This is a genomic window from Nocardioides sp. HDW12B, assembly GCF_011299595.1.
Taxonomy (GTDB): Bacteria; Actinomycetota; Actinomycetes; order Propionibacteriales; family Nocardioidaceae; genus Marmoricola_A.
Window position 1 is genome coordinate 251,170 of record NZ_CP049867.1, and the last position, 16,555, is coordinate 267,724.

At 73.9% G+C, this 16,555-nt stretch carries 18 protein-coding genes; 13 read left to right on the top strand and 5 right to left on the bottom strand.

The annotated features are described in order from the left end of the window. Positions 1-16 precede the first annotated feature (16 nt). The 3 genes from G7072_RS01200 to ccsB are packed head-to-tail and all read left to right on the top strand — an operon-like array spanning position 17 to position 3,464. Positions 17-724: a cytochrome c biogenesis protein CcdA gene (locus tag G7072_RS01200; RefSeq protein WP_166089491.1), complete on the top strand. Its 708-nt coding sequence runs from the start codon at positions 17-19 to the stop codon at positions 722-724. Then, complete coding sequence (locus G7072_RS01205) at positions 724-2,448, top strand: cytochrome c biogenesis protein ResB (protein WP_166083834.1); 1,725 nt, start codon at positions 724-726, stop codon at positions 2,446-2,448. The genes G7072_RS01200 and G7072_RS01205 overlap by 1 nt, the downstream gene beginning before the upstream one ends. Further along, on the top strand, positions 2,445-3,464 hold the full coding sequence (gene ccsB, locus G7072_RS01210) for a c-type cytochrome biogenesis protein CcsB (RefSeq protein WP_166083835.1): 1,020 nt from the start codon (positions 2,445-2,447) through the stop codon (positions 3,462-3,464). Before G7072_RS01205 ends, ccsB begins: the two co-directional genes overlap by 4 nt. A 132-nt stretch (positions 3,465-3,596) precedes the next feature. Here the strand turns inward: ccsB and G7072_RS01215 are convergent, their stop codons facing one another. Continuing rightward, positions 3,597-3,845, bottom strand: a complete 249-nt coding sequence (locus G7072_RS01215; protein ID WP_166083836.1) for a hypothetical protein — start codon at positions 3,843-3,845, stop codon at positions 3,597-3,599. Positions 3,846-3,863: 18 nt separating this feature from the next. On the opposite strand from G7072_RS01215, the gene G7072_RS01220 reads away from it, so the two are divergent. Next, positions 3,864-4,235 carry a VOC family protein gene (locus tag G7072_RS01220; protein ID WP_166083837.1) on the top strand — a complete coding sequence of 124 codons (372 nt, stop codon included), beginning with the start codon at positions 3,864-3,866 and terminating at the stop codon, positions 4,233-4,235. A gap of 43 nt (positions 4,236-4,278) precedes the next feature. Here G7072_RS01220 and G7072_RS01225 read toward each other — a convergent pair whose 3' ends face one another. Then, positions 4,279-4,545 carry a DUF4229 domain-containing protein gene (locus G7072_RS01225; protein WP_166083838.1) on the bottom strand — a complete coding sequence of 89 codons (267 nt, stop codon included), beginning with the start codon at positions 4,543-4,545 and terminating at the stop codon, positions 4,279-4,281. 86 nt (positions 4,546-4,631) lie between these two features. On the opposite strand from G7072_RS01225, the gene G7072_RS01230 reads away from it, so the two are divergent. Beyond that, a complete protein-coding gene (locus G7072_RS01230) occupies positions 4,632-4,886 on the top strand; it encodes a hypothetical protein (RefSeq protein WP_166083839.1) in 255 nt (84 codons plus the stop codon). A gap of 21 nt (positions 4,887-4,907) precedes the next feature. Here the strand turns inward: G7072_RS01230 and G7072_RS01235 are convergent, their stop codons facing one another. Next, positions 4,908-5,813 carry a 1,4-dihydroxy-2-naphthoate polyprenyltransferase gene (locus tag G7072_RS01235; protein ID WP_166083840.1) on the bottom strand — a complete coding sequence of 302 codons (906 nt, stop codon included), beginning with the start codon at positions 5,811-5,813 and terminating at the stop codon, positions 4,908-4,910. Positions 5,814-5,890: 77 nt separating this feature from the next. On the opposite strand from G7072_RS01235, the gene G7072_RS01240 reads away from it, so the two are divergent. The 6 genes from G7072_RS01240 to G7072_RS01265 are packed head-to-tail and all read left to right on the top strand — an operon-like array spanning position 5,891 to position 12,428. Then, positions 5,891-6,961, top strand: coding sequence for an AMP-binding protein (locus G7072_RS01240; protein WP_240917084.1), 1,071 nt, complete (start codon positions 5,891-5,893; stop codon positions 6,959-6,961). Beyond that, positions 6,958-7,902: an o-succinylbenzoate synthase gene (locus G7072_RS01245; RefSeq protein WP_277343390.1), complete on the top strand. Its 945-nt coding sequence runs from the start codon at positions 6,958-6,960 to the stop codon at positions 7,900-7,902. Before G7072_RS01240 ends, G7072_RS01245 begins: the two co-directional genes overlap by 4 nt. Beyond that, positions 7,899-9,683 carry a 2-succinyl-5-enolpyruvyl-6-hydroxy-3-cyclohexene-1-carboxylic-acid synthase gene (gene menD / locus G7072_RS01250; RefSeq protein ID WP_166083841.1) on the top strand — a complete coding sequence of 595 codons (1,785 nt, stop codon included), beginning with the start codon at positions 7,899-7,901 and terminating at the stop codon, positions 9,681-9,683. Before G7072_RS01245 ends, menD begins: the two co-directional genes overlap by 4 nt. Positions 9,684-9,743: 60 nt before the next feature. After that, positions 9,744-11,618, top strand: a complete 1,875-nt coding sequence (locus G7072_RS01255) for a Na+/H+ antiporter (protein WP_166083842.1) — start codon at positions 9,744-9,746, stop codon at positions 11,616-11,618. Then, entirely contained in the window at positions 11,615-12,268 is a 654-nt protein-coding gene (locus tag G7072_RS01260) for an MBL fold metallo-hydrolase (RefSeq protein ID WP_240917085.1), read from the top strand. Before G7072_RS01255 ends, G7072_RS01260 begins: the two co-directional genes overlap by 4 nt. 19 nt (positions 12,269-12,287) lie before the next feature. After that, positions 12,288-12,428, top strand: coding sequence for a hypothetical protein (locus tag G7072_RS01265; RefSeq protein ID WP_166083843.1), 141 nt, complete (start codon positions 12,288-12,290; stop codon positions 12,426-12,428). Between the two features lie 26 nt (positions 12,429-12,454). Here G7072_RS01265 and G7072_RS01270 read toward each other — a convergent pair whose 3' ends face one another. Continuing rightward, positions 12,455-12,823, bottom strand: coding sequence for a hypothetical protein (locus tag G7072_RS01270; protein ID WP_166083844.1), 369 nt, complete (start codon positions 12,821-12,823; stop codon positions 12,455-12,457). Between the two features lie 38 nt (positions 12,824-12,861). After that, entirely contained in the window at positions 12,862-14,142 is a 1,281-nt protein-coding gene (locus G7072_RS01275; RefSeq protein WP_166083845.1) for an isochorismate synthase, read from the bottom strand. Between the two features lie 124 nt (positions 14,143-14,266). On the opposite strand from G7072_RS01275, the gene G7072_RS01280 reads away from it, so the two are divergent. Further along, on the top strand, positions 14,267-14,956 hold the full coding sequence (locus tag G7072_RS01280) for a demethylmenaquinone methyltransferase (RefSeq protein WP_166083846.1): 690 nt from the start codon (positions 14,267-14,269) through the stop codon (positions 14,954-14,956). A 233-nt stretch (positions 14,957-15,189) separates the two neighbouring features. Beyond that, on the top strand, positions 15,190-16,488 hold the full coding sequence (locus G7072_RS01285) for a geranylgeranyl reductase family protein (protein WP_166083847.1): 1,299 nt from the start codon (positions 15,190-15,192) through the stop codon (positions 16,486-16,488). The last annotated feature ends 67 nt before the right edge of the window (positions 16,489-16,555 follow it).

A 16,555-nucleotide genomic window follows, 5' to 3' on the forward strand; every position in this document is an offset into this window, starting at 1 on the left:
GGTGACCAGCGGCTCGATGGCACTGGCCGTCCCGGTGGCCGCGGCCGCGGGCACGGTGTCGTTCTTCTCGCCCTGCGTGGTGCCGCTGCTGCCCGGCTACGTCTCCTACGCCACCGGCCTGTCCGGGGCGGACCTCGAGACCGCCAAGCGGGGCCGCATGCTGGCCGGCACGCTGTTGTTCGTCGTCGGCTTCACCGCGTGGTTCGTGGTCGTCGGCGCCACCGCCGGGGCGCTCGGCGGCTGGCTCTACGAGTACCGCCGCACCATCACCACCGTGCTCGGCGTCGTCACCATCCTGGTCGGGCTGGTCTTCATGGGCGTGGTGCCCTGGCTGCAGCGTGACGTCCGGCTCCACCGCGTGCCGTCGGTCGGGCTGGCGGCCGCGCCGCTGCTCGGGCTGCTGTTCGCGATCGGCTGGACGCCCTGCATCGGCCCGACTCTGACGGCCGTGCAGTCGATGGCCATCACCGAGGCGACGGCCGGGCGCGGCGCGCTGCTCAGCGTGGCCTACTCGCTGGGGCTCGGCCTGCCCTTCATCCTGCTGGGTCTGAGCTACCGCCGCATGCTCGGCGCGACCCGGTGGATCCGCAAGCACCAGGCCTGGGTCACGCGCGCCGGCGGTCTCATGCTCGTGGCCGTCGGGCTGCTGCTCGTGACCGGCTGGTGGGACCTGTGGGTCGCGGAGATGCGTGGCTGGGTCGTCGGTTTCGAGGTGTCGGTCTGATGAGCACGCGCACCACCGACCGGGACCCGTCCATGCCGGAGCCACCCAACGAGTCGGGGCCGTCGGACGGGACGGACGCGACAGACGCGCGGAGGCTCGCGAGCGACGTACCGGGGTCGCCGCCGGCGCTGTCGCCGCGCGAGCTCGCGCGCTGGGCCTGGCGCCAGCTGACCTCCATGCGCACCGCGCTGCTGCTGCTCCTGCTGCTCGCGCTCGGCTCGATCCCCGGCTCGGTCATCCCGCAGTCGAACATCGCCGCCGTGCAGGTCGGGCAGTGGAAGGAGGACCACCCCACGCTCGCGCCGATCTACGAGCGGCTGGGGCTGTTCTCGGTCTACGACTCGGTGTGGTTCAGCGCGATCTACCTGCTGCTCATGGTGTCGCTCGTCGGGTGCATCGTGCCCCGGCTGGCGGTGCACTGGCGCGCGGTGCGGTCGACCCCGCCGAAGGCGCCGCGCAACCTGCACCGGCTGCCGGCGTACGCCCGCGAGGAGCTGGCGCCGGGGGCGGCGGCCGAGGAGACGCTGGACCGCGCGGAGGCCGCGCTGCGACGCCGGCGCCGCTACCGGGTGGTGCGCACCGGCGACTCGCTGTCGGCCGAGCGCGGCCACCTGCGCGAGCTCGGCAACCTGGTGTTCCACATCAGCGTCGTCGTGGTGCTGCTCGCCTTCGCCTACGGCCAGCTGTTCGGCTACAAGGGCGGCGCGATCGTGCTCGTGGGCAGCGGGTTCACCAACTCCACCCCGCAGTACGACGAGTTCGCCCCCGGCTCGCTCTACGACCCGGTGGACCTGGAGCCGCTGAGCTTCACCGTCGACGACTTCGACGTGCGCTTCCTCGAGGGCGGTCCGGCCAACGGGCAGCCGGAGTACTTCCGCGCCCCCATCACCTACCGCGAGGACCTCGACGCCGCACCCGAGAAGCACGTGCTCGAGGTCAACAAGCCGCTGGTGCTCGACGGGGTCAGCGTGTTCCTCGTCGGCCACGGCTACGCGCCCGACTTCACCGTCACCGACGGCAGCGGCGAGGTGGCCTGGGACGCCCCGGTGCCCTTCCTCCCGCAGGACGCGACCTTCGCCTCCTTTGGCGTGCTGAAGGTGCAGGGCGCCCGGCCCGAGCAGCTCGCCTTCGACGGGCTGTTCCTGCCGACCTACGGCTTCACCATGGAGCGCGGGCCGTTCTCGGTGTTCCCCGACGCCCGCCGCCCGGTCGTCACGATGACCGGCTACTACGGCGACCTCGGTCTCGGCGACGGCCAGCCGCAGTCCGTCTACGCCCTGGACACCGACGAGATGACCCAGTTCGAGAAGGGCGACGGCACACCGTTCCGCCTCGACATGGTGCCGGGGCAGACCGTGGACCTGCCCGAGGGGATGGGCACGGTGCGGTTCAACGGCTACGAGCGCTGGGTCAAGCTGCAGATCAGCCACACCCCCGGCAAGGGCGTCGCCCTCGGCGGGATCGTGCTCGGCCTCGTCGGCCTGATGGGGTCGCTGTTCGTGCGACGCCGCCGGGTCTGGGTGCGCGTGGTCGGCGGACCGGACGGGCGCACGTCGTACCTCGAGGTGGGCGGGCTCGACCGCAGCACCGTGGCCGAGGGCCTGGAGACCGAGGTGACCGGTCTCGCACGCACGGCCCTGGGGACCATGACCGGTGCGGGTGATACTGGACGAGGACCCGGCAGCCAGGCGAGCCGGACCCGCGACGACGAGGAGCAGCCGTGACGACCGAGGCCTTCGCCAGCTTCAGCGACACCGCCATCATGTTCGCCGGCATCGTCTACGTGCTGGCGCTCGCCGCCCACGTGGCGGAGTGGGTGGTCGCCCTGACGACGCCGGCGCGCTCCGGAGGCGCCGAGGGTGCGGCGGCCCAGCCGGTCGTCGTGGGCGCCGACGGCAGCCGGATCGACGGACCGGCGGCTGGCGCGGGGTCCGGGTCGCTCCCCGAGCGCCCGGCGGACGCGGGTGATGAGCGCCGCGAGCTGCGCATCGACACCGCCAGCCGGATCGGCGTGGCGCTGACCGTCGTGGCCGCGGTGCTGCACACCGCGGGGGTGGTGACGCGCAGCTTCGCCAGCGACCCGTGGCGGGTGCCGTGGGGCAACATGTACGAGTTCACCCTCACCGGGGCGCTCGGCGTGACCCTCATCTACCTGGTGCTGCTGCGCACGCTCAGGCTGCGCTGGATGGGGCTGTTCCTGACGCTCTTCCAGGTCGTCGTGCTCATGCTCGCCAACCTGACGCTCGAGCAGCAGGCCGGCCCGCTCGTGCCGGCGCTGCACTCCTACTGGCTGGTGATCCACGTCGGTGCCGCGATCCTCGCGACCGGTGCCTTCGCGGTCGGGGCGCTCACGTCGGTGATGTTCCTGGTGAAGCTCCGGATGGGGGAGCGGCGCGCGGCGCTGCTCGACCGGTTCCCCGACGCCGACACCCTCGACCGGATCTCCTACCGGCTGCACGCCGTGGGCTTCCCGCTGTGGACGTTCGCGGCGCTGATCGCCGGGCCGATCTGGGCGGAGTACGCCTGGGGCTCCTACTGGAACTGGGACCCCAAGGAGGTGTGGGCGTTCATCACGTGGGTGGTCTACGCCGCCTACCTCCACGCGCGGGCGACCGCCGGCTGGAAGGGCAAGGCCGCCGCGATCATCGCGCTCATCGGTTTTGCCACCCTGCTGTTCAACTTCGTCGGCATCAACTTCTTCTTCGGCGCCAGCAGCCTCCACTCCTACGCCGGCTCCTGACCCCCGCAACCTCCGCGAAGCGTCAGGCGTGTACGCGCGAAGCGTCGCTCGTGTACGCGCGAAACGTCGCTCGTGCACGCGCGAAACGTCGCTCGTGCACGCGCGAAACGTCAGGCGTGTACGCGCGAAGCGTCAGTCCTGGCCCGCTGCCGACGCCAGGACGGCGCCGCGGCGCCGGTCGGAGAGGACCGAGGCGACCGAGGCGAAGCTGAGCACCGCGGCGACCGAGCCGAACGACCCGATCGAGAGCACCGAGAGGGCCGAGCCGACGCTGCCGACCGACAGCACGGACCCGACGCTCCCCACGGACAGCACCGAGCCGTTCGACGCGATCGAGAGCACGGAGCCCTTCGAGCGCCAGGACAGGTAAGAGTCAGCCACGAGTGGCAGGCTACGCGGATGACCGACGACACCTTCCGAGGCCTGCACCACGTCCAGCTCGCTGTCCCGGCGGGCTCGGAAGACCGGTGCCGTGAGTTCTGGGGCGACGTCCTCGGTCTCACGGAGCTCGAGAAGCCGCCCGTGCTGGCGGCGCGCGGCGGCTGCTGGTTCCGCCGCGGCGGCCTGGAGGTCCACCTCGGGGTCGAGGAGGAGTTCGTGCCGGCCCGCAAGGCCCATCCCGGGATCCTGGTCAGCGACATCGACGCCCTCGCGGCCCGGCTGGGAGCGCACGGGGTCGACGTACGGTGGGACGACGACTTCCCGGGCATGCGCCGCTTCTACACCAGCGATCCCTTCGGGAACCGCCTGGAGATGCTCGAGCCACACTGACCGCTTGGCGGTCCCGACGGTGTCAGTGGGTGTCGGAGGGGCGTCAGTCGGTGTCCTCGCGGGCGCGCATCTCCTCGAAGCGCGTCGACATGCGGTCGGCCCGCTCGGTGACGCGCTGCGCGAAGCGCTCGCGCAGGTCGCGCAGCAGGTACGCCGAGAGGAACGTCGACAGCACAGCGGCGAGGATCAGGGGCCACAGCACCGGCAGGGGCCCGTTGCGGTCCACCAGCCACACCATGAGCAGGACCAGGGCGTAGGTGACGCCGAAGATGCCGAAGCGAGCCGCGGTGTAGAGGACGAACTCACGCATGCCACCAGCGTACGGCGGTCGCCCGACCGCTCCGTCGGCAGCACCGGGGGCCGTCGACGGGTTGCGTGCCCGCCTAGGCTGGAGGGGTGCTGAAGTTCCTGCTGGTCGTCGCGCTGTTCGCCGGTGTCGTGTACGCCGTCGCGTGGACCCTCGAGCGCCGGCGCACCCTCGGCAAGGGCAATGCCCTGCCCCGCCGCCGTCCTGCGGCGCCGCCGACGAAGCAGGTCGCCCCGGACGACGACGAGGACTTCCTGCGCTGGCTGGACCGCAAGCGGCACAAGGACAGCAAGGACAGCAAGGACGGCACCGACGGTCAGGGCCAGGAGCCCGCTGCCGACTGACGGGGCCGCCGGCTTCGGCGGTCAGGCGACGAGGAGGCCGACGAAGAGGCCGAGGCCGTAGAGCAGCTCGGTGACGCCGGTCAGCTGCAGGACCGGGACGAGCGCGCGCCCCACGGCCCCGCCGCGCACCACGGCGACGGCCCGCGTGCCCGGCACCAGGGCGAGGAGGGCCAGCAGCGCCCAGGGGCTCGTCAGGACGGCGACCCCGACGGCGGCGAGGACCGCGACGACCATCAGGGCGACGTACCAGAGCCGCGTGCGGGCGTCGCCCAGCACCACGGCCAGCGTGCGCTTGCCGACCTCGGTGTCGGTCGGGATGTCGCGCAGGTTGTTGGCCACGAGGATGGCGCACGCGATCGCACCGATCCCGACAGCGGCCAGCAGCGACGGCGCCAGCCAGTCGCCGAGCGGCACCGCGCCACCCGTGCCGACCCCGTCGGTCTGGACGTACGTCGTCCCGACCACCGCGACCAGCCCGAAGAACACGAACACCATGACCTCGCCGAGCCCGCGGTAGCCGTAGGGGCTCGAGCCGCCGGTGTAGAACCACGCTGCGAGGATGCAGACCGCACCGAGCGCCACCAGCCACCAGGCCGTCGTCGCGGCCACCACGAGCCCGGCGACCGCCGCGACCCCGAAGGCCGCGAACGCCGCCCGCTTCACCGCTCCCGGCGTCGCCACCCGCGACCCGACGAGCCGCAGCGGCCCGACCCGGTCCTCGTCGGTGCCGCGCACGCCGTCGGAGTAGTCGTTGGCGTAGTTCACGCCGATCTGCAGCGCGAGCGCGACCACCAGCGCCAGCGCGGCCTTCCACCACACCGCGCTGTCGACGTACGCCGCGACGCCGGTGCCGGCCAGGACGGGTGCCACGGCCGCGGGGAGGGTGCGGGGGCGGGCTCCTTCGAGCCACTGCGCAGGGGTTGCCACGACAGGGATCCTGCCAGTGCCCACCTCGACGTCCCCACGACGGCCCCGCCACCGACGAGGGCATAGCGTGGACCGTCGTGAGCCAGCGAGAGGACAGCGACCGGGAGCACGCCGCCGCCGGTCTGCACCCGGTCACGGGCACCGCCGCCGACATCCTGGCCCTGCTGCGTGCCTGGGACGCCGCGCCGGAGGAGCCGGAGCCGCTCGTGCTGCGCACCTCCGGCTCGACCGGGCGCCCCAAGTCGGTGGTGCTGTCCCGCGCGGCCCTGCGCGCCTCGGCGCACGCCACCCACGACCGGTTGGGCGGGGCGGGGCAGTGGGTGCTCAACCTCCCGCCGACGTACGTCGCTGGCCTGCAGGTGCTCTTCCGCTCGGTCGTCGCCGGCACCGACCCGGTCCTGCAGACCGGGTCCCTCGCCGAGACCGTCGCGGAGATGACCGGCCCGCGCCGCCACGTCTCCCTCGTTCCCACCCAGCTGCGCCGGCTGCTCGACGACCCGGCCGAGCTCGCGGCCCTGGCCCGCTTCGACGCCGTGCTGGTGGGCGGCGGTCCGCTGCGGCCGGAGGTCCGCGCCACCGCCGAGACGGCCGGCGTACGCGTGGTGCAGACCTACGGCATGGCCGAGACCTGCGGCGGCTGCGTCTACGACGGACACCCGCTCGACGGGGTCGAGGTCCGCACCGGCGGCGACGGGCAGGTGCTGCTGCGCGGCTCGGTCCTCTTCGACGGGTACGCCGACGACCCGGACCGCACCGCCACCGTGATGGACGACGGCTGGCTGCGCACCCAGGACCTCGGGCGTCTCGACGAGGACGGCCGTCTGTGGATCCTGGGCCGGGCCGACTCGGTGGTCATCAGCGGCGGCGTCAACGTGCCGGCCGAGGCCGTCGAGGCGATGATCGAGCAGCACCCGGAGGTGGAGGACGTGGTCGTGGTCGGCGTACCGGACGAGGAGTGGGGCGAGCGCGTCACCGCCGTCGTCGCCGCCCGCCGCCCCCTGGGGCTGGCCGAGCTGCGCGACCTCGTCGAGCCCCGCGCCTGGGCCCCCCGCGCCCTCGTGGCCACCGACGCGATGCCCCACCTGCCGAACGGCAAGGTCGACCGGCGGGCGGCGCGCGCGCTGGCCGACCAGCAGGTCCGCCCGTGAGCCAGGTCTTCGCGGTCCCGATGCGCACGCGCTTCCGCGGCATCGACGTCCGCGAGGGCATGCTGCTGCGCGGCGACGCCGGGTGGGGCGAGTTCAGCCCCTTCCTGGAGTACGACGAGCGCGTCGCCGAGCCCTGGCTCCGCGCCGCCCTCGAGGCCGCCGACGAGGGCTGGCCGACGCCCCTGCGCGACTCCGTCCCGGTCAACGTCACCGTGCCGGCCGTGGAGGCGGAGCGGGCCCGCGCGACGGTGCTCGCCGGCGGCTGCACGACCGCGAAGGTCAAGGTGGCCGAGCCCGGGCAGCACCTGGCCGACGACGAGGCGCGCGTCGAGGCGGTCCGCGACGCCCTCGGTCCCGGCGGCCGGATCCGCGTCGACGCCAACGGCGCCTGGAGCGTCGACGAGGCCGTGACCGCGATCCGGCGGCTCGACCGCGCCGCCGGCGGCCTGGAGTACGTCGAGCAGCCGTGCGCGAGCGTCGAGGACCTGGCCCGGGTGCGTCGACGGGTGGACGTGCCGATCGCGGCCGACGAGTCGATCCGTCGCGCCGAGGACCCCTACCGCGTGCGCGAGCTGGAGGCCGCCGACGTCGCGGTGCTGAAGGTGCAGCCGCTCGGGGGCGTGCGGGCGTGCCTGCGGATCGCCGAGGACATCGGGCTCCCGGTGGTGGTCAGCAGCGCGCTCGAGACCAGTGTCGGCATCGCCGCCGGGGTCGCGCTGGCCGCCGCCCTGCCCACCCTGGAGCACGCCTGCGGGCTGGCCACCGTGCAGCTGCTGACCGCCGACGTGGTGCACCGCCCGCTGCTGCCGGTGGACGGCGCGCTGCCCGTCGAGCGGCCCCAGGTCGACCCGGTGCGACTGGCCGCGGTCGCGCCCGCGCCCGACCGGGTCGCGCACTGGGAGGCGCGGCTGGCCGCGATCCGGCAGGATCGACGCTCGTGAGCCCCGACCCCGACCCCGACCGCGACTCTGCCCCGGTCAACGCGGCGACCGCCCAGGCGCGCACGCTGCTCGACGAGCTCGTGCGGGGCGGGGTCGCCCACGTGGTCGTCTGCCCGGGGTCGCGCTCGGCGGCGCTGGCCTTCGCGGCCCACGCCGCGGCGTCCCGCGACGACCTCACGCTGCACACCCGTCTCGACGAGCGCACCGCCGGCTTCCTCGCCCTCGGCCTGGCGCGCACCTCCCGGCGTCCGGTGGCGGTGGTCACCACGAGCGGCACGGCGACCGCCAACCTCCACCCGGCCGTCCTCGAGGCCTCCCACGCGGGTCTCCCGCTGGTCGTCCTCACCGCCGACCGGCCCGCCCACCTCCGCGGCACCGGCGCCAACCAGACCACCGACCAGGTCCACCTCTACGGCACCGCGACCCGGCTGTTCGCCGACGTGCCGGCCGGTGCCCCGGGTCATTCGGAGGACCAGCAGGTCGCCGGCTGGCGCTCGCTGGTGGCGCGCGCCCTGGCCGCCGCCTCCGGGCACGCCGGCCCGCCGCCGGGCCCGGTGCACCTCAACGTCCAGCTCGACGGTCCGATGACCCCCGACGCCCCGGACGGCTGGAGCAGCGACGCGCCGGGCCGTGCCCGCGATCTGCCGTGGACCCGGAGCACGCGACCGCGTGAGGCGCTGGTGCCCCGGCCCGCCGCCACGGCCCCGGCCGAGGAGGACCCCTGGGACGACGACGTGCCCACGGTCGTCGTCGCCGGGGACGACGCCGGCCCGCCGGCGCGCGTGCTGGCCGAGGAGCGCGGCTGGCCGTTGCTGGCCGAGCCCTCCAGCGGCTCCCGCACGGGCGCCAACGCGGTCCGCACCTACCGGCTGCTCCTCGGCGACGCCGACCTCGCCGGCCGGATCCGCCGTGTGGTCGTCGCCGGTCACCCCACGCTCTCGCGCCCGGTCACGCGGCTGCTGTCCCGCGACGACGTCGAGGTGGTGGCGCTGCGCGACCGGCTCGGCGGCTGGACCGACCCCGGCCACCGCGTCAGCCGGGTCCTCGACCAGGCCCCGCTGCGACCCGCCACCGCGCCCGGTGCCCCTCGCGCGGAGCGCCCGGCGCCGGGACCATGGCTGCGGGAGTGGCTCGACCGCGACGCCGACGTCGGCGCCCGGCTCGACGCGCTCCTCGACGCCACCGGCGACCTCACGCCCCAGCACGTCGCGGGCGAGGTCGCGGCTGCGCTCGTGCCCGGCGGGCTGCTGTTCGTCGGCGCCTCGAACCCGGTCCGCGACCTCGACCTGATGGTGCCGCGCTACGACGTCGGCGCCCGCCGCATGGTGGTGGCCAACCGTGGGCTGTCGGGCATCGACGGCATCGTGTCGAGCGCGATCGGTGCCGCCCTCGGCCGCCCCCGCAGCACCCGCTCGCTGGCGCTGGTGGGCGACGTCACCTTCCTGCACGACACCACCGGCCTGGTCCTCGGACCCGACGAGGCCCGTCCCGACCTGACGATCGTGGTCGTCAACGACGACGGCGGCAGCATCTTCGCCCTCCTCGAGCAGGGTGCGCCCGAGCACGCCGGCTCCTTCGAGCGCCTCTTCGCCACCCCCCACGGCGTCGACCTCGCGTCGCTGTGCGCCGCCACCGGGACGACGTACGTCCGGGCGGGGGACCGCGCCGAGCTGCGCGCCGCCCTGGCGCGCGAGCCGCAGGGGATCCTCGTCGTCGAGGCCGTGGTGCGCCGCGACACCCGGCGCGACCTCGACGCCGCGATCCGCGCGCTCGTCGGCTGAGGCGCGTCCGAGGGCCGTCACCGGTCGGGCGGGCCTTGTCCGGGCCTCCACAATGGGGCGGTGCACGTCGCCCTCCTGCTGGTCGCCCTCGTCGTCACGATCGTGACGGTCGCGGCGGTCGCCCGCCGCCTCGACTTCCCGGCCCCGCTCCTCATGGTCGCCGTGGGTGTGCTGGCGTCCTACCTCCCGGTCGTCCCGGAGATCCGGCTCACCCCCGAGATCGTGCTGGTCGGGCTGCTGCCGCCGCTGCTCTACAACGCCGCGCTGTCGACGAGCCTGGTCGACTTCAACACCTATCGACGCCCGATCCTGGGGCTGTCGGTGGGGCTCATCATCTTCACGACGTTCGGCGTCGGCCTGCTGCTGCACACGATCGTGCCGGACCTCAGCTGGGGCGCGGCCTTCGCCATCGGCGCCGTGGTCGCGCCGCCCGACGCCGTCGCCGCCACCGCGGTCGGTCGCCGCATCGGCATGCCACGCCCGGTCGTCACCGTGCTCGAGGGGGAGTCGCTGCTCAACGACGCCACCGCCCTGGTGGCGCTGAACACCGCGATCGTCGCCGCCACCGCGACCATCTCGGTGGTCGAGGTCGGCCTGGACTTCCTCCTCGCCGCGGTCGGCGGCGTCGCCTGCGGCCTGCTCGTCTTCGTCGTGGTCGCCCAGGTGCGCCGCCACGTCACCGAGCCCACCCTGGACACCTCGGTGTCGATCGTGACGCCGTTCATCGCCTACGTCGTCGCGGAGGAGATCCACGCCTCCGGCGTGCTGGCGGTCGTCGTGGCCGGGCTCGCGCTGGGCCACAAGGCGCCGCTGCTGCAGACCCCGTCGTCGCGGATCGCCGAGCGGCTGAACTGGCGCACCTTCGCCTTCCTGCTCGAGAACGCCGTCTTCCTGCTGATCGGCCTGCAGACCAGCTGGATCGTCGGCGAGGTCTCCGAGAGCCCGCTGAGCACCGCCACGATCGTGGGCGCCTGCGTCGCGACCCTGGTGGCCGTCATCGTGCTGCGCTACCTGTGGCTGCTGCCGGCGCGGTTCGTGCTGCTCAAGCCGGACCCCAGCGGACGCAAGCCGCCGCCGGCGTACACCGTCATCGTGGGCTGGGCCGGGATGCGCGGCGTGGTCACGCTCGCCGCGGCTTTCGCGATCCCCGAGGAGGTGCCGGGCCGGGAGGTGCTGCTGCTCATCGCGCTGTTCGTCACCGGCGCCACCCTGCTCATCCACGGCCTGACGCTGCCGTGGCTCGTCCGGGCGCTGAAGGTGCGCCCGCCCGACCCGCGCGAGGACGCGCTGGCGCGTGCGGAGCTGCTGCAGGCCGCCAGCCGGGCCGGGCTGGACCGCCTCGAGGAGGTGGAGGACGACGGCGACCTGCACGAGGGCGTGCGCCAGGTCCTGCACTCGCGCATCGAGCAGCGCGAGTTCGCCGCGTGGGAGCGCCTGGGCGCCGAGCAGAACGAGGGCGAGACCCCCAGCGAGCGCTACGCGCGTCTCCGCGGCGACATGCTCGCCGCCGAGCGGGCCCGCGTCCTGGAGCTGCGGAGCACCGGACGCATCCCGCACGAGGTCGTCGAGGACGTGCTGTCGTCGCTCGACATCGAGGAGTCGATGATCGACTACGGGGTACAACGGCACCGGGAGTTCGTCCGGAAGCAGGAGAGGAGCGACGTCGTGAGCCGAGCCGTGGACGCGTGCGACCACCTGACCGAGGCGCCCGACCGGGAGGCCCCGGAGGAGCGTGCGTGCGAGGACTGCGTGCGCGAGGGCAGCAGCTGGGTGCACCTGCGGATGTGCCTGGACTGCGGCCATGTCGCGTGCTGCGACTCCTCCCCGCGCCGCCACGCCGCGGCGCACTTCCACGCGGAGGACCACCCGGTCATCCGCTCCGTCGAGCCCGGAGAGGCGTGGCGCTGGTGCTACGCCGACGAGGTGGTGGGATGACCATGCGGATCACCAAGTTCAGCCATTCGTGCGTGCGCCTGTCGAGCGGCGAGGGGCCTGGTCGCGACGTCGTCGTCGACCCCGGCGCGTGGTCCGAGCGCGAGTCGCTCGACGGCGCCGCGGCCGTGCTGATCACCCACGAGCACCCCGACCACTGGACCATCGAGCACCTGCAGGCCAGCGACGCCCCGATCTGGACGATCGAGGCCGTCGCGCGCCAGATCCGCGAGGCCGACGCCGGCGTCGGCGAGCGCGTCACCGTGGTCACCCCGGGCGAGCAGCTCGAGATCGCCGGGTACGACGTGCGCGTCGTGGGGGAGAAGCACGCCGTGATCCACCCCGAGGCGCCGGAGTTCGCCAACAGCGGCTTCGTGCTGAGCGCCGACGGCACGTCGGTCTACCACCCCGGCGACTCCTTCGAGCTGCCCGGACAGGACGTCGACGTCTTCCTCGGGCCCGCCTGCGCCCCCTGGGCGCGGATGTCGGAGCTCGTCGAGCTGGCCCGTGCCGTGGGGGCGCCCCGCACCCTCGGCATCCACGACGAGGTCTACTCCGCCAAGGGCCTCGGCATCGTCGACCGCTTCATGAACGACTTCCTCGGCAAGCAGGACGGCTCCTGGTCCCGCCTCGCCCCCGGCACCGACCTCTGACCGGCACATCCTCGTGGCCGTGGCCGCGCTGGTGGGCGTGGTCGGCGTGCCGATCGGCGCGCTCATGGTCTACGAGAAGAAGACCAGGAGGAAGCGCCGGAGGGGCGGCAGCGTGAGCTCCGCCGACTCGTTCAACGACATCATCAACGGCATGGACTGACGCCCAGGGCGCCGGCCGGCCCGGGCTCACCCCCTTGCGCGCAGGTCACGCCCGGTGCGCGTCCTCCTCGTCTGCGGGGGCTCCGGGCGGAGCAGCCGGCGGAGGTGGCGACCGAGCGGGATCCCGGCGACGGCCATCGCGAGGACCGCGAGGCGTGAGGGATCCGGGCGGTCGACGTGTCGGAACCCCTCGATCTCCCACGTGCAGGTGGTCCCGGGTGGGAACCAGCTGCGCTCGGCGGTGCCCCAGAACGACGACGCCGTCTCGAAGTCGCACATCAGTGAGCTGTCCTCGGCGAACAGCAGCCACAGCGCCACGAGGAGCAGGGAGACCGCACCCAGCACGTACGACGAGCCCACGAGCCAGCGACCCGGGTACCCGGCAGGACGACTCATCCCCGAACCGTAGGTGACGAGCCGAGCCGGGCCGGCGGCTACTGCTCGAGGGCGTCGCGCACGGGGACGAACTTGGCCTGCGCCTCGGCCAGCTCGGCCTCGGGGTCGGAGTCGGCGACGATGCCGCAGCCGGCGAAGAGGCGGACCCGCGGGCCCTCCAGCAGGCCCGAGCGCAGGGCGAGGCCCCACTCGCCGTCGCCGGTGGCGTCGATCCAGCCCACCGGCCCGGCGTACCGGCCCCGGTCCATGCCCTCGATCTCGTCGATGAGCGCGATCGCGGCCTCCGTCGGGGTGCCGCCGACCGCGGCGGAGGGGTGCAGCGAGGCGGCCAGCTCCAGGGAGGTGGCGTCGTCGTCGCTGACCCCGGCCACGTCGGTGGCCAGGTGCATCACGTTGGGCAGGTGCAGCACGAAGGGCGCCTCGGGCACGTTCATCGACGTGCAGTGGCGCCCGAGCGACTCGGCGACCGAGCGCACGGCGTACTCGTGCTCCTCGAGGTCCTTCGACGACCGCGCCAAGGTGGCCGCCAGCTGCAGGTCGTGGGCGTCGTCGCCGGTGCGGCGGATGGTGCCCGCCAGCACGCGGGAGGTGACCAGGCCGCGCTCGCGGCGCACCAGCAGCTCCGGAGTGGCGCCGAACAGGCCGTCGACGTGGAAGGTCCAGCAGGTGCGGTACTGCGTCGAGAGCCGCTGCAGCGGCCACCGTACGTCGATCGCGTCCTCGGCCTCGGCGACCAGGTCACGGGCCAGCACGACCTTCTCCAGGTCGCCGTCCTCGATGCGGCGCACCGCCTCGGCCACCACCTCGGCCCAGGTCGTGCCGCCCAGCGTGCCGTCGGTGTAGGCCAGCGAGCGGGGCGGCTCGGGAGCGACGGCGGGGCGGAGCTCGGGGGCGGAGCTGATCGACCCGACGGCGACGTGGGTGAGCCAGCTGACGCCGTCGCGTCGGCCGATCACGACCTCGGGGACGCGCAGCACGCTGTCGCCCGGGGCGTCGGAGAAGGCGAACGAGCCGAAGCCGACGAGCCCGGTCCCGGGCAGCGACACCTCGTCGCGGACCACGGCTCCGCGGGCCTGCTCGCGCCACCAGCGCTGGGCGGCGGCGAACCGGTCGGCGCCCGACGTACGCACCTCGGCGGCGACGCCCCAGCCGACGAGCCCGTCGCCGCGGCGCACCCACGCGACGGAGTCGGGCGTGCTCCCGTCGGTGCCTGCGGGCGCGGGGAGCAGGTCGAGCAGCTCGCCGGGATCGTCCAGGCGGACGGTGCGCACCAGCAGCGGCAGGGCGTCGCGGGGCGATCCGGCGGGACTGGTCGTCACGATCCATGAGCCTACGGCCCGCCCTGAAGCGGCCGGAGCGGGGTCGCCCACACGCGGCCGCGCGCGGTCGCGCGCGAGGGGGCGCGCCGGTCCGGGAGCGTGGCCGGGCGCCTAGAGTGATCGCGTGACTCGAGCCCAGCTGGACAAGGACCCCGCCGAGGTCGCCGCGATGTTCGACGGCGTCGCCCAGCGCTACGACCTGACCAACGACGTGCTGTCGCTGGGCCAGGACCGGGCCTGGCGCACGGCGGTGCTGCGCGCGGTCGCGCCGCTGCCGGGGGAGCGGGTGCTCGACCTCGCGGCCGGCACCGGCACCTCGAGCGTGCCCTTCGCCCAGGCCGGTGCGGTGGTCGTGCCCTGCGACTTCTCCCAGGGCATGCTCGCGGTCGGCAAGAAGGCGCGACCGGGCCTGCCCTTCGTGGCCGGCGACGGCACGCGGCTGCCCTTCGCCGACGCCTCGTTCGACGCGGTGACGATCTCGTTCGGCCTGCGCAACATCGTCGACAGCGACGCCGGGCTGGCCGAGATGCGGCGCGTGACGCGACCGGGCGGGCGGCTCGTGGTGTGCGAGTTCAGCTCCCCGACGTGGAAGCCCTTCCGGACGGTCTACCTGGAGTACCTCATGAAGGCCCTGCCGCGGGTCTCGCGTGCGGTGGCCACCAACGCCGACGCCTACGTCTACCTGGCCGAGTCGATCCGGGCCTGGCCCGACCAGGCCGGCCTCGCCGACCGCGTGCTGGCGGCCGGCTGGCGCGACGTGGAGTGGCAGAACCTGTCGGGCGGCATCGTCGCCCTCCACCGCGCCCGCGCCTGACGGCTGGATCCGCCGGTTTCCCACGGTATGCAGCGAAACTGGCACTCCCCATGGTCCGCTCGCCATGGGGAGTGCATGTTTGTCGACATACCGTGGGAAACCAGCAGCCCCCGGCCCGGGGTGCGCGGTGTGACCCGGGCCTCTAGACTGTCCTCCTGGCGGCTCGTGAATCCATTCACAAGGTCACGAGCCCGGGCCGCACGGCCCCCCTCAACGGCGAAGGCAGGCAGCGCATGACCCGGACCACCGCGGACGAGCGGATGGCTGACGTCATCGTCGTCGGTGCCGGTCCCGCGGGTGCGAGCACCGCCTACCACCTGGCCCAAGCCGGGGTCGACGTGCTGCTGCTGGAGAAGTCGTCCTTCCCCCGCGACAAGATCTGCGGCGACGGCCTCACCCCGCGCGCGGTCAAGCAGCTCATCTCGATGGGCTTCGACCTCGACGAGCCGGGCTGGCAGAAGAACAAGGGGCTGCGGATCGTCGGCGCCGGTCACCGCCTCGAGCTGCCGTGGCCCGAGCTGGCCAGCTTCCCGCCGTACGGCGCGGTCCGCACCCGCACGGACCTCGACGAGATCCTGGCCCGGCACGCGCAGAAGGCCGGCGCCCGCCTGACCGAGCGCACCAACGTCACCGGCCCCGTCCTCGACGAGCGCACCGGGCGCGTCGTCGGCGTCACCGCGAAGCCGGTCGACGACCGCGGCCGCAAGGTCGGCGACGAGGTCACCTACCGCGCCCCCGTCGTCGTCGCCTGCGACGGCGTCTCGGCCCGCATGGCGATCGCGATGGGCATCGAGCGCCGCGAGAACCGCCCGATGGGCGTCGCGGTCCGCGCCTACTACGAGACCCCGCGCCACGACGACCCGTGGATGGAGTCCTGGCTCGAGCTGTGGGACGGCCCGCCCGGGCAGAGCAACCTGCTGCCGGGCTACGGATGGATCTTCGGCGTCGGCGACGGTACGGCGAACGTGGGGCTCGGCATCCTCAACAGCTCCAAGGCGTTCCAGCAGGTCGACTACAAGCAGATCCTGCACACCTGGCTGGCCACCACGCCCGAGGAGTGGGGCTTCCGTGACGAGAACCGGGTCGGCCGCATCGGCTCGGCCGCGCTGCCGATGGGCTTCAACCGCAAGCCGCACTACAGCCGCGGCATGCTGCTGGTCGGCGACTCCGGCGGCATGACCAACCCCTTCAACGGCGAGGGCATCGACTACGCCCTCGAGGCCGGCGAGACCGCGGCCTCGGTGATCCTGCAGGCGCTGGCCCGCCCCGAGGGCCCGGCCCGCGAGCGCGTGCTCGAGGGCTACGCCGCCGCGATGGACGCCGCCTACGGGGGCTACTTCACCCTGGGCCGGGTCTTCGCGAAGATGATCGGCAACCCGACCTTCATGAAGCAGGCGACGAAGTACGGTCTGCCGAGGGAGGGCCTCATGCGCTTCCTGCTCAAGCTCATGGCCAACCTGACCGACCCGCGCGACGGCGACGTCTCGGACCGCATCATCAACGGGCTCAGCAAGATCGCGCCCGACGCGTGACCCGCCCGACCCAGCACGCGCACGGACCCAGAACGCGCACGACCGCACCACCCGCTCGACACCTGCA